This window comes from Acinetobacter sp. PK01 (assembly GCF_022819285.1).
GTDB classification, from domain to species: domain Bacteria; phylum Pseudomonadota; class Gammaproteobacteria; order Pseudomonadales; family Moraxellaceae; genus Acinetobacter; species Acinetobacter tandoii.
This window is the reverse complement of record NZ_CP094643.1, coordinates 1998672-2011775: the sequence shown is the minus strand read 5'-3', so window position 1 is coordinate 2011775 and position 13104 is coordinate 1998672. Positions and strand designations below refer to the sequence as shown.

The following is a 13104-nucleotide window of genomic DNA, read 5'->3' as shown; positions in this document are numbered from 1 at the left end:
AAAAAAATAATAAGATTTTTAGTAAAAATTAAGCATAATGTTGCGCTTTCGTTTTTGATAGATATTGATTAAAAAATTGATATTGTCGTATAGCTCTATTTGTGTTTACCCAATGTAAATAGATTTATCACTTGCAAATTACCAAACGAACAAGGAGCTTAGAATGAGTTTATCCCTCATGAAGAAGCCTGCAATTCGTCAAAGTTTGGCAGTTACCATGGCAACTTTGATGATGACAGTGACTCATGCAGCGTCTGCTGAGCAAGAGGAAATTGCACAATTACGCGTGGATGCCGAAGCATTAAAAGCTTTGATTCAACAAAATTTTCCACAAGTAAAACAAGCACCATTGGTAAGCAACACAATTAAACTAAAAACGACAATATCTACAGTTGTTGAGAAAACACCGGTTCATTCTGCTACAACAACAGTAAACACAACTTATCAATTCCATCCTAAGGGTCAGAGTACTTTAGGAGATGACCTTATGTTGGCAAACGATACGAATGATTTTGCTGACAACTTAGCATCCACAGATACGGTACAGATTAAGACCTTGCAACAAGGTTGGCGCAATATGATGCCAGTCACGCTAGGGATGAAATATGTCTAAGGAAAGCGAGAAACTTTCGCTGGCAAAAAGGGAAAGATAATCGCGTAGGTGCTATGGCACGATACAACTTCTAAAACTCTTGCTCTAAAGTCAAACTGCAAGCGCTTTGTACAAGCAGCGTGTTTCACTGTTTGTACAAAGCTTCTTACAGCTTTTTTGACATAGAGCGTTATTATTTATCTGTATAACAACAGATAAAATTGACGGACAAGAATTATGGCACTTACTTTTAATGCATTCTATACGCTGATCGCGGCAGTTATTGTATTGTTATTGGGTCGATTCCTTGTGAATCGCATCGACTTCTTACGTCGTTATAATATCCCTGAACCTGTGGCAGGTGGTTTAGTTGCGGCTGTTCTCTCTCTTGTTGTATACAACATTTGGGGGGTCAGCATTAGTACCAGTAGCGAGTTGCAAACCAGCTTTATGCTTATTTTCTTTGCTTCAATTGGTTTAAGTGCAAATTTCTCAAAATTAAAAGAAGGTGGAATGGGCTTGGTAATCTTCCTGATTGCTGTTGCTTCATTCATTGTGATACAGAACTTTGTTGGTATAAGTTTGGCGACTTTACTTGGGATTGATCCACTCATTGGCTTGATTGCAGGTTCAATTACCTTAACAGGTGGTCATGGTACTGCGGGTGCTTGGGGTGAAATTCTAGAAGTTAAGCATGGGATTCAAGGTGCATTGGCACTGGGTATGGCAAGTGCCACTTTTGGTTTGATCATTGGTGGTTTAATCGGTGGTCCATTGGCGAAAATGTTGATTAATCGCTATCAACTTGCTCAAGCCAATACAGATGCTCAGATCGAGAAGCGTGATCATACGCCAATGACAGACCAAGAGGCGGAAGAGTCTGCGCCGTTTGAATATCCACATCAAGTACGCTTAATTACAGCAGATAATGCAATTACCACTTTAGGTATGTTTGCAGCATGTTTGGCTTTTGCCGAGTTCATGACAGGTTTTAGTAAGGGCACGTGGTTTGAATTACCAACTTTTGTTTGGACACTGGGTGGTGGCGTAATTCTTCGTAACATCCTTGAAGGTGTATTCAAAGTAAATATCTTTGACCGTGCGATTGATGTGTTTGGTAATGCATCACTTTCCCTGTACTTAGCAATGGCATTACTTTCGCTTAAATTATGGCAACTTGCAGACCTTGCTGGTCCATTGGTTGTCATTTTGGGTGCGCAAACCATCACTATGGCATTGTATGCAGCATTTGTGACCTTCCGAGTCATGGGTAAAAATTACGATGCAGCCGTACTTTCTGCAGGTCATTGTGGTTTTGGTATGGGAGCAACACCAACTGCTGTTGCCAATATGCAAGCCATCACCAACATGTATGGTGCTTCACATAAAGCATTTTTGATTGTTCCACTTTGTGGGGCATTCTTCGTTGACTTAATCAACGCAACTGTTATTCAAATTATTCTTAAGTTCTTTGCTTAAGAGAAAGTAAAAGGTCTTGGTCACAAGGCCTTTTTTGAATTGCGAAATACTATCTGCTGAGTCTTTAGGAATAAGGAAATGAACGAACAACTCAATGCCACACTGATGTCGTGGGTAAAATTTTTTAATGACCCTTTATGGGATTTCCTAGTTATTTTCTTACTGGCTGTCGGTATTTTTTATACGGTCTTAACAGGTGCAGTGCAAATTCGCATGTTCTTGCAAAGTATCCGAGTGATGAAAAGCAGTCGTACAGAAGGCGAAGATGAGCATGGTCTTACACCTTTCCAAGCATTTGTAACAGGTCTTGCGAGCCGTGTTGGGGTAGGTAACATTGCTGGTGTAGCAATCGCTATTGCAATTGGTGGTCCTGGTGCAGTGTTCTGGATGTGGGTAACCGCTGTTCTTGGGATGAGCTCGGCTTTTATTGAGTCTACGCTTGCTCAGCTCTTTAAAGTTAGAGATAGCAAGAGCAAACAGTTCCGCGGTGGACCAGCTTACTATATTACTCAAGGTTTACGTAGTAAAACCTTTGGTGTGGTTTTCGCACTAGCATTAATCTTTACTTACGGTTTTGTATTTAACTCAGTACAAATCAATGCAATTGCTAATGCATCTTCACATGCATGGGGTTGGGATAAAGCCAATCTTATTGCTCATTTAGGTGGTGTTGATTTAGAAATCTCTTGGGTTGGCCTTGCGCTTGTAGTTTTAGTGGCATTGGCAATTTTTGGTGGTATTAAGCGTATCGCTAAATTTGCAGAGATGTTTGTACCTTTAAAAGCAGGTCTTTACCTATCTGTTGCTCTCTATATTGCTATCAGTAACTATGCAATTTTGCCTGATATTTTAAAGCTGATTGTGACTGAAGCTTTCCATTTTAATGCTGCGGCTGGTGGTTTCTTTGGTGCTGCTATATCTATGGCGATGATGCAAGGGATTAAACGTGGTTTGTTCTCAAACGAAGCAGGTATGGGTTCTGCACCAAACGCAGCTGCTGCATCTGATGTAAAACATCCTGTAAACCAAGGTTTAGTACAAATGCTGGGTGTGTTTGTAGATACCTTCATTGTCTGTACAAGTACAGCAATCATCATTTTGGTTTCTGGTGTATACCAAGACGCAGGCTTTGTTGGTGTTGAATTAACTCAACGTGCATTAGAGACTCAAGTGGGACATTGGGGATCAGACTTCCTTGCTGTTCTATTATTCTTATTCTGTTATTCGGCTGTACTCGGTAACTATGCCTATGCAGAAGGTAATGTACAGTTTATTAATAACAACCCGAAAGTCATGTTCATCTTCCGTATTTTTGTATTGGTGATGGTGTACTTCGGTGCAATTGGTAGTGTTCCGCTCGTTTGGTCAATGGCTGACTTGTTTATGGGTATCATGGCAACCATTAACTTGATTGCAATTTTATTGTTAACACCGATGGCACGCACATTGTTGAAAGATTACCGTGAGCAATTAAAACAAGGTATTAAAGAACCAGAATTTAAAATTAATAAATATCCAGAATTGAAGAAAAAAGTCGATTCAGATATTTGGTCATAAAAAGATTACCTGATACTAAAAAAGCCAGTCTGCATCTGCAAGGCTGGCTTTTTTTATTTTGCTGGTGATGATCTGATTAGATAAAGGTTTTAACCTAGCACATTGAAACCACATTGCAAAAATGCAGCACAGTCTTCATGATTTTACGGTTTTTATTCATTATCGTAATGAGCTAAAGCTTCATTTTTACGAAATGCAACAGTGAAACTATCTATTTTGCATAGAATAACTATGAGTCACGATCAGAGAGTTTACCTACCTTGAAACCGCTTCAATCTAGTTTAGTTATTGGCATTATTTTGGGAATGTTCTCGGGGCAGAGTATGGCTCAGTCATCATTATTGCCCTCTGTCCAGCCAACAACTACACCTATAGTTGCTGAAGCTCAAGTGCAGGCGAATCGTATCGACTTCAAAAAACTCAAACAAACAGAACATCGTCCGATTGTAGCATTGGTTTTGGGTAGTGGTGGTGCACGTGGTTATGCACATATTGGTGTGATTCAGGTGCTAGAGCAATACGGGATTCATCCAGATTTGATTGTGGGCACTAGTGCAGGCAGTGTAGTGGGTTCAATTTATGCCAGTGGGAAAAATGCCCAACAATTACGTGAGATTGCGCTGAATATGAAAGCCAATGATGTCCGTGATGTAAAACTGGCAATGACGGGTTTCTTTGATGGTCAAAAAGTTGAAAATTATGTCAACGAACAAGTGCTCAACACACCGTTGGAACTTTTAAAAACGCCAATGTATGTAGTGGCGACTGAGCTAAAAGAAGGTAAAAAAGTAGTTTTCAATTATGGTAATACTGGACAAGCAGTCCGTGCCTCAGTTTCTATTCCGAGTATGTTCATTCCCACAAAAATTGCAGGAGAGGAATACGTCGATGGTGGACTCGTCAGCCCTGTGCCTGTGAATGTTGCTCGGGAATTAGGTGCAGATATTGTGATAGCTGTAGATATTTTGGCGCAACCTGAACATACCGAAACCAAGAATGTTTGGGGTCTCTTTAACCAAAATATCAACATTATGCAGAATCGTTTGGCTCAAGAAGAATTAAAACATGCTGATATTGTTATTCAGCCAGATTTACGTGAAAAAGCACATATCTTTGATGTCAAAGGGCGTGAAGAAACCATGCAGGCAGGTATGAATGCTGCGGATAAACAATTAAGCAACATTCTGAAAGTCTTCGATCAACAGAATTATTCACGCGGTTATAAAATTCCTCAATATTCTGTTCAAAACTAGCTTTGTGCAACTCAGAAACATTAGAGTTTACTGTTTTAATTCATTTTATCGAGTGCGTGAAAATGAGAACAACGATTAGCCCGTTTCTTGTGGAGAGACCAGTTAATTTAAGCAGAATGTCACTTTCAATTGATCTGTCTAAATTCATCCAATTTTAAAATTTTCAAAAACTTTCACTTTCTCATTTCTGCTGGTGGAGTGTTTTTTTCAGGTTCTAAGTCATTGAAATTGAACTTTGCAAAGATAAGGTCGGTGGTTGAGTTATAGTCGGTTATTGTCTGTCTTTAAGAGAAATATAATAAAATTATAGGCTTATATTAAAGTTGAGCGTATTAATATATATTTTACTGAATGATATGGTAATCACTATAAATAATAGTGATGACTTAATTGCCGATTTGAACATGTTATTTATGACAAAAGTTATATAATAATGCGTACATATTCTACTATCTTTGCAAGAGTCTAGAGAACGCGATGTCCCCATTAGATCAAATTACTCCAATTTTAGATGATCAGTCGGAGTTGACCATGTCTGTATTGATGACTCCAGATATGGCAAATTTCTCGGGTAATGTTCATGGTGGAACTATTTTAAAGTTGCTGGATCAGGTGGCTTATGCCTGTGCAAGTCGCTATTCGGGTAGTTATGTTGTGACACTATCAGTTGATAAAGTGAATTTTAAAGAGCCGATTCATGTTGGTGAGTTGGTCACTTTCCTTGCCAGTGTAAACCACGTAGGCCGTACTTCTATGGAAATCGGTATTCGTGTAGAAGCACAAAATATTCAAAAGCGTACGGTACGACATACCAATAGCTGCTACTTCACCATGGTTGCAGTGGACGAAACAGGTAAGCCTAAACAAATTCCACCATTAGACTTAAGCAATGAATGGAAGCGTTGTCGTTTTGAAGCTGCAGAACAGCGCAAAGTGGCTCGTTTGCAAGAAAACCATCACCCATCGTGCAGTATTTATAAAAAGTCTTCAGCAGCCAGTTAAAATTTAACTATGTTCAAGCGAAACCCGTGAGTGTACTAACTTACGGGTTTTTTTATGTCACTGATTTATAGTCCTTAGTCTTAATCCTCTAGTTTAGCCAGTAAAATTACATTAATATAAAACGATACGTATCGTTTCGATTAATGGTGGTTTATGTCTGAGTTAGAAAAATCTTCACGTCGTAAGCAATGTATTTTAGATGCTGTAATCACAGCTCTAGAAGATTATGAATACAGTAAATTGACGATTGAAGAGATCGCAGCTCGGGCAGGCGTGGGTAAGTCCACCATCTACCGTTGGTGGAAACATAAATCTGATTTGGTCTTTGAAGCATTTAAGCAGGAAACGGCTTCGGTATTTGAACTGGATTATGCACAAAGTTTGGAATTTAATTTAAAACAACAATTACTCAAGTTATCGCATGCTTTAAATCGTCCAATAGGACGAGCGTTATTGGTGGTGTTATCCGAGCATCGTCAAGCCGCAGGGGAGTTTTTTAGCCAGTATTTATTACCCCGCCGTGAAGCGACCCGCAAGTTAATTCAATTGGCCATTCAAAATGGAGAGATTCGTGCCGATTATCCATTTGAACTGATGCTGGATACCTTATATGCGCCTATTCATTATCAGATGATCTTCTTTAATCATCAGCCTGATGATGCTTATATTCAGGCATTGCTGGACATGGTGCTACAACCTGCCCGTGTGAATGCTGGCAAGAAAGTGAGTCCATAAATGAAATCGGCACTATGTGTAGACAGGCTATGGAATCGGGCATTCATATTTTGTGTTTTAAATAATCTATTTTTATTTACCTATTATTTTGCCTTGCTGGCAATTTTACCTGTGTACATCATGAAAGATTTGGGTGGCACAGTCAAAGAAGCAGGCTTGGCACTGACATTATTTCTGATTTCATCCATTTTGGTACGTCCATTTTCAGGACTGATTTCGGAAAAAATTGGCAAGAAGCTCAGTTTTCGTGGCTCAGAATTATTCTTTGTGCTGTTTGCATTTAGTTATTTATGTATCGACAGCATGTGGAGCCTGTTATTGGTGCGTTTTATTCATGGCATATGGTTCAGTATTTTAACGACAGTCACGGTACCTGTTGCCAATGAGTTTATTCCTGAACAGCGCAAAGGTGAGGGGATGGGCTACTTTGTCATGTCGACCAATTTAGGGGTTGTGTTTGGTCCCTTATTGGCTTTAACCATTACTCAATATGCCAGTTTTACAGTGTTATTTGCCATTTTATCGGGACTGATGACGCTAGGATTTATATTCTGTCTGTGCATTCCTATTCATGATGAAGATAGCCGATCCTTAGTCAAACCATCATTATCCAGTTTAACACGACACGATATTATTGAGTTTCGAGTTCTGTCAGTGGGGATGGTGGCTTTATTAACTGCATTTGCTTATTCGAGTGTGATGAGCTTTATTGCAGCTTATACTGAAACCAAACAGTTGATGGCGTACACCAGTAGTTTTTTTCTGGTCTTTGCCTGCTCCATGATTTTGGTTCGACCTTGGGTAGGACGTTGGTTTGACCAAAAAGGTGCCAGTGTGGTGATTTATCCGTCCTTTATACTATTTGCGATTGGTTTAGCGGTGGTGAGTCAGTTGAATCAACCATGGGTGCTCTGGTTATCAGCAGTTCTCATTGGTATAGGTTACGGCACGCTATTTCCATGCTTGCAGACTGTTGCGATTCAGAGTGTACCAAGGCAACGGATTGGACATGCAATTTCGACCTACTTTACGTTGTTTGATTTAGGTTTAGCGGTGGGTTCCGTCATTATGGGCGTATTAATTGCCTATTGGGGCTATGCCGCGACTTATCTGTTTTGTGCCATGATGACTTTGGTTACACTGATGGTGTATCGAGTGAAAGTGGCAGCTAAGGTTGTATCCGTTCAACAGGAAGGAGAACACTGATGGAATTACGTCATTTACGCTATTTTGTTGCAGTGGCTGAAGAGTTAAATTTTACCAAAGCAGCACAGCGCATGTGTACCGTGCAACCTTCTTTAAGCCAGCAAATTAAAGATTTAGAGCAAGAGGTTGGGGTGCAATTATTAGTTCGCTCTAACCGTAAAGTGGAATTAACAGAAGAAGGGAAAGCATTTTTAAAAGAAGCTTTGCTCAGTTTGGAGCATGCAGAAAAAGCCATTCAGGATGCGCGTAAAGTCGCAAATATCAGCAAAGACCAATTGCATATTGGTTTTGTACCTGTAGCAGAAATGAAAATTTTTCCCTATATCATGCCCAATATTCGGGCGCATTTTCCTGATTTAAAAATTCATTTCCATAGTTTGACTGATGCAGATCAATTCAGAGCCTTAAAGAAAGGCGACATTGATATTGCTTTTACCCGTTATGTTGATGAATCGAGTGAATTGGAATTTGTACAAATCTTTAATGAACCATTGGCACTCATTGTGCCTAAAGATTCAGCCGCAGCAGCACAGCGTCACGTTAGTATCAAAAGTTTTAATCAGCAAGATTTTATTATCAGCGATGAAGGGGCTTCGCCTCAACTTTATAAAATTATTCAGGACTTTTTTAAACAATCCAAACTCAATGTAAATGTAGTTCAGCATTCAACCAACATTCTTTTAAATGTGAATTTGGTGGGAATGGGCGTAGGTTGGAGTTTGGTGCCTGCTTATGTGATTCCCTTATTGGGCGATAAAATTGTGGTAAAAAATACCATTGAACCTTTGCCGACCATTGGTTTGTATGCCAGCTATCGTAAAGAGCAGCGTAGTGAAGCGATTGAACTGATTTTAAAAATTTTAAAAGAACAATTTTATACTGGAATTTTCTAATTCAGCACTGAAAATATGCTCCAATTCTAGGTCATGGATGACAGAATCGCTACGCAGTGATGAGCTAAGCTATGCTAAGGTAGCGCAAAATAACAATAGTGGAGCAATAACAATGATGCAGCTTTATACCAATCCGCAATCTCGCGGTAATATCATTTTACCATTCCTCAAAGAGCTAAAGATTGAAGATCAGGTAGAACTGATTAATATCAGCTATGAAGATATGCATCAGGCAACATATTTAGCCATTAATCCCATGGCAAAAGTACCTTGTTTGAAAGATGGCGACATTGTCATCACTGAAGTACCTGCAATTATTGCCTATCTGGCAGATAAATATATTGAGCAGGATTTTGCTCCCGCACTGAATGATCCGAAGCGCGGAGCTTACTTAAAGTGGCTGTTCTACATTCATGGTCCATTAACTGAATATATGGACATCAAAAACTTGAATGTTGCTGATGATCTGATTGAAAGTAAGAAAATGGGCTTAAGTTTTGGCGATGAGCAACGATTATTCCAATTTTTAAAGCAAGGTCTAAGTCAGGCAAAACCTTATTTACTTGGAGAAAAGTGCACCGCAGCGGATTTATATTTGGCATATTGGTTGGTGTATGCCATGTCGTTTAAGTTGATTCCGTATTTTGAAGAAGCGAAACCATTTTTAAGACAGATGAAAACTCGTGCTTCGCTACAGGGAATAGCTTGGTTTGATGCCTTTGAATAATTGTTTTGATGAATGAGCAAAGCCCAGAATATGTTCTGGGCTTTGTCATTTTACAGGGGGAGATAATTCAAATAACTTAAGCTTTGCTATGTAGTTTTGAGAACAAGGCTTGGCTAATTTGATCTACACTTTGTGGAATTGCGAGGGCTGCTACAAAGCGGTCAGGGCGTAAAATCACCATAGAGTCATTGGTACGACCAAACCAAGTCCGAATATCAGTCCCAATATCGCCAACACAAATGACACCATCGTATTGTTTGCGATTTTCGTTTTGTAGCTGAACAGCAGGTAAAACCTGAATGAATTTCACACCCAATTTTTTCCATTGTTGTAAGCTTGTTTCAGACAACCCCCATTGTGGGTCTACACCCCAAGCCAGAATCGCAAAGTCATTGCCAATGATTTCATCTAATAAAACTTGTTCACCAGAAACCAATTCAACTTTGGGCTGAATAAACATTTTACCGACAGGTGAGTTTTTCAGCTTATTTTGAATCAACACGCCATCATGGTATTGCGGCATAGGTTTAAAGCGCATTTCCAATAAGTATTGTTTAATTGGCTTAATATAATTAAGTGCATAAGCAATCCCATCACGGACAAAACCTTGCCATTTTTTCGGTGGTGCCAGTACATGACCCGCCATAACCGAAAGATCAATCATCGCCTTGGCATGATCTTTACGTTCAATTTGGTATGAATCTAAGAGTTCAGGTCCAGCTTTTCCTTTTACGACCAATGCCATCTTCCAGCCTAAGTTAAAGGCATCTCGCATACCACTGTTATACCCCTGACCTTGCCAGACAGGCATAATATGGGCAGCATCACCTGCCAGTAAAATACGATCTACACGGAATTTGTCTGCAATACGAGCATTGTGGGTATAAACACGTTGACGGATCACTTCAATATTTTGAGTATTGGGTAATACTTTTGCCAAAAGTTTATTGATGTTTTCTGGTTTGCTGAGCTCTTCTTGGGTTTCACCAGGCATCACCATAAATTCGAAACGGCGAATACCATGTGGTAATGCAGCCGATACATATGGGCGTACTGGGTCACAGCATAAATAGATATGTGGTGTTGCCAATGGATCATTTTCAATATCAATCACAATCCATTGATTTGGTGCTGTTTTACCATCGAAGCCGATATTTAAAGTACGACGCACAACAGAGTTGCCGCCATCGCAAGCAATCAGGTACTGAGCTTTAACGACTTCATTTTGCCCCTGCTTATTTTGCATTTTAAGCGTGACAGATTGAGCATCTTGGCTAAACTCAGTCAGTTGACGAGAAAATAGCACTTGGGTTTGTGGGTATTGCTTTAGTCCTTGAAGCAGTACATTGTCGACTTGCGGTTGAATAAATGCATTTCGGCGTGAGAAACCAAACTCACGGGTTAAAGGCTGAATATCGGCAAAACAATGACCTTTTGGGGTCAAAAAGCGCATAGCATGATTGGGAGTAGTGTGCGGTAAAACTTGCTCGACCAGTCCAAGTGATTGAATCGTGCGCAAAGCTTCATCATCAATACCAATGGCACGCGGATAATCGATCAGTTGATCCAGTTGTTCAATGACGGTGACTTGCACCCCTTGCTTGCTTAAATAATTTGCAAGCGTAAGCCCTACAGGACCAGCGCCAAGGATTGCCACTTCAGTGGTAAATTCAGTATTTTTTGTGCTCACAGCGAATTCCATTCAATCAATTCACAATGAGGCTATTAACGGTGAAGAGAGGGCTACAAACAAGCTATGCCATAGTGGATAGCGAGTATTAAAGTGGCTTGAATCCAGTTTTTTGCTTTTGTTATTGTATTGATTTAAAAAGATTTGTTTTGATTTTGATGATAGTTGATGTCGTGGGAATCATCGTAATTAACTATATTTATGATTCAGATATTCGAGAGGATCATGCATTTTTGAGGAGATTCAGGCGAGACAGAATACTCTGAATCACCTGAAAATTTCTAAGACCTTCGAGTGAATGAGGTGGAGTGAAGGTCTTAGAAAACTGGTGCACTAGGCTTTATTGTGCTGGCGTAGCTTCACTTGCTGAGTCTGCAGCAGGTTGAGTAGTGGGTTGAGCAGCCGTGCCTTCAGTTGCAGAAGTTGCGGGTTGTTCTTGGGTTGAAACAATGACTTTCTCTTCAGTTTGAGGCTGTTCAGTAGTTGCAGCAAAAGTTGTGGTTGCGGCAGCAGCAAATGTTGTTGCAAGTAGGATATGAGTTAATTTCATAATAGGCATCCTGTGTTATTAACGAGATAAAATTAAAGATGTTCTACTTATCATCACTTAAGTCAGAACAGGACTCATGCTAAGTATTCACAGGCGTTCAATCAATTAAAACAACAAAGCGAAACAGAATGAATTACGTGAATAATACAATAATGTACAAACTGTGTAGCTAGGGTAACAATGAGGTGAAACTGTCATCAGGATTTGTATTTAAATATTTCAACAGCATGTCATCAAGCAATTTTCATTTACTTAAACTACACAAAACGGGTAGGTAGAAGCTGTTTTATAGAGGGATTACTCACGGGAGACTTGTAAGAAATTATTTCGTATTGGGATGTATTGAACAGAAATTAAATAGATTCAAAAGGACCATATTTTTGAAAATTAGTTTAAACAGATGGATGCCCCAATTTGATTTATACGGGGTTATATGAGTTCCATTTAAATGAACAATCATCTAGTAAAAGGTTTTCAGATGATGGAATACCTCTATTTTTAATAAATCAAAATCTAGTTATTAAGAGATAAAAACACATTTATTTGTACATAACAAAAAAAGAACAAGTAGCTGATTTTTTATCCATACTTATCCTGAATAATGAACAAGTACACCCAGTTGACAAGGGGAGCATTATGATAAAACTAATTGTGTTATCCACTTTGTCGGTCATCATGTTATCGGGTTGTGTTTGGTATGACGATGATTGGTATGATCATGATCATGATCATCGTTATTCACATGACTATGATCATCGACCCTCTTATGGCTATGAATGGAATGGACGTCCAGATTATAGACCTCCGCACAATCGCCCTCCAGAGCATCGTCCTCCAGAAAATAGACCACCAGAACACCGTCCACCTGAAGGTCGACCGCCAGATCATCGACCTGATCGACCATACTATAAGCAGACTCGACCCTTACCACATTAGTTGCATTTTGAGGTCTTATGCTTGGGTTAAATAAGGCTTGTCGCCTTATTTAACTGTATTAAACGTAAAAGGAAGGAGATGTTCTAAGAACAATAAAAGCAAGCGCCAGCGCGCCAATCGTAGATTAACCTCTATATCGCAATTTCTTATAAGCGGTAGAATTGGCATTTTTTAAAAAATAGTACAAAAAACGCACAAATCAAGGGATTATAATTTGGATTAAAGGTGAATAATACAGACTCGACCCTAGAGAAAAAGGGGAAGGAAAATGATAAAAGCAACCTTATTGCTTGTAGTGATTACAGGCTTGATGATGGGTTGTATGTCACCTAGCACAAGCATGGATCATTCAAATACCAGTCCAATGCTTCAACAAACTGATTATCAATCAGAACCATCTCATCAAAAATATATGAACGATAAAAATGGTTCATCTCCCAAAGTTGAATTTATCCGATACCCTTTAATTGATTTATGAGTATCA

12 protein-coding genes and 1 pseudogene are annotated in these 13104 nt (G+C 39.3%); 11 read left to right on the top strand and 2 right to left on the bottom strand.

Translation table 11 applies throughout. The features are described 5' to 3' along the window. Nucleotides 1-427 precede the first annotated feature (427 nt). The 9 genes and pseudogenes from MP622_RS09530 to MP622_RS09490 all read left to right on the top strand — a co-directional run. Nucleotides 428-687 (top strand): annotated as a pseudogene (locus MP622_RS09530) (DcaP-like protein); the annotation flags it as partial. Between the two features lie 142 nt (nucleotides 688-829). Then, a complete protein-coding gene (gltS, locus tag MP622_RS09525; RefSeq protein ID WP_243790683.1) occupies nucleotides 830-2071 on the top strand; it encodes a sodium/glutamate symporter in 1242 nt (413 codons plus the stop codon). A gap of 78 nt (nucleotides 2072-2149) precedes the next feature. Further along, nucleotides 2150-3628: an alanine/glycine:cation symporter family protein gene (locus MP622_RS09520; protein WP_243790681.1), complete on the top strand. Its 1479-nt coding sequence runs from the start codon at nucleotides 2150-2152 to the stop codon at nucleotides 3626-3628. 323 nt (nucleotides 3629-3951) lie between these two features. Further along, complete coding sequence (locus MP622_RS09515; RefSeq protein ID WP_228155323.1) at nucleotides 3952-4881, top strand: patatin-like phospholipase family protein; 930 nt, start codon at nucleotides 3952-3954, stop codon at nucleotides 4879-4881. 477 nt (nucleotides 4882-5358) lie between these two features. Further along, nucleotides 5359-5883, top strand: a complete 525-nt coding sequence (locus MP622_RS09510) for an acyl-CoA thioesterase (RefSeq protein ID WP_016165841.1) — start codon at nucleotides 5359-5361, stop codon at nucleotides 5881-5883. Nucleotides 5884-6036: 153 nt separating this feature from the next. Further along, nucleotides 6037-6618 carry a TetR/AcrR family transcriptional regulator gene (locus tag MP622_RS09505; protein WP_016165842.1) on the top strand — a complete coding sequence of 194 codons (582 nt, stop codon included), beginning with the start codon at nucleotides 6037-6039 and terminating at the stop codon, nucleotides 6616-6618. Then, a complete protein-coding gene (locus tag MP622_RS09500; RefSeq protein WP_243790679.1) occupies nucleotides 6619-7824 on the top strand; it encodes an MFS transporter in 1206 nt (401 codons plus the stop codon). Further along, nucleotides 7824-8717, top strand: a complete 894-nt coding sequence (locus MP622_RS09495; protein ID WP_016165844.1) for a LysR substrate-binding domain-containing protein — start codon at nucleotides 7824-7826, stop codon at nucleotides 8715-8717. Before MP622_RS09500 ends, MP622_RS09495 begins: the two co-directional genes overlap by 1 nt. A gap of 115 nt (nucleotides 8718-8832) precedes the next feature. Further along, nucleotides 8833-9444, top strand: coding sequence for a glutathione S-transferase (locus tag MP622_RS09490; protein ID WP_243793500.1), 612 nt, complete (start codon nucleotides 8833-8835; stop codon nucleotides 9442-9444). Between the two features lie 76 nt (nucleotides 9445-9520). Here the strand turns inward: MP622_RS09490 and MP622_RS09485 are convergent, their stop codons facing one another. Both MP622_RS09485 and MP622_RS09480 read right to left on the bottom strand, forming a co-directional pair. Beyond that, nucleotides 9521-11134, bottom strand: coding sequence for a bifunctional 3-(3-hydroxy-phenyl)propionate/3-hydroxycinnamic acid hydroxylase (locus MP622_RS09485; RefSeq protein WP_228155322.1), 1614 nt, complete (start codon nucleotides 11132-11134; stop codon nucleotides 9521-9523). Nucleotides 11135-11474: 340 nt separating this feature from the next. Next, nucleotides 11475-11684 carry a hypothetical protein gene (locus tag MP622_RS09480; RefSeq protein WP_016165847.1) on the bottom strand — a complete coding sequence of 70 codons (210 nt, stop codon included), beginning with the start codon at nucleotides 11682-11684 and terminating at the stop codon, nucleotides 11475-11477. 636 nt (nucleotides 11685-12320) lie between these two features. Between MP622_RS09480 and MP622_RS09475 the strand changes: the two genes are divergently transcribed. Beyond that, entirely contained in the window at nucleotides 12321-12620 is a 300-nt protein-coding gene (locus MP622_RS09475) for a hypothetical protein (protein ID WP_243790677.1), read from the top strand. A 268-nt stretch (nucleotides 12621-12888) separates the two neighbouring features. Beyond that, the gene (locus tag MP622_RS09470) at nucleotides 12889-13098 is read left to right on the top strand and encodes a hypothetical protein (protein ID WP_044740202.1); all 210 of its coding nucleotides are present in this window, start codon (nucleotides 12889-12891) and stop codon (nucleotides 13096-13098) included. Nucleotides 13099-13104 lie beyond the last annotated feature (6 nt).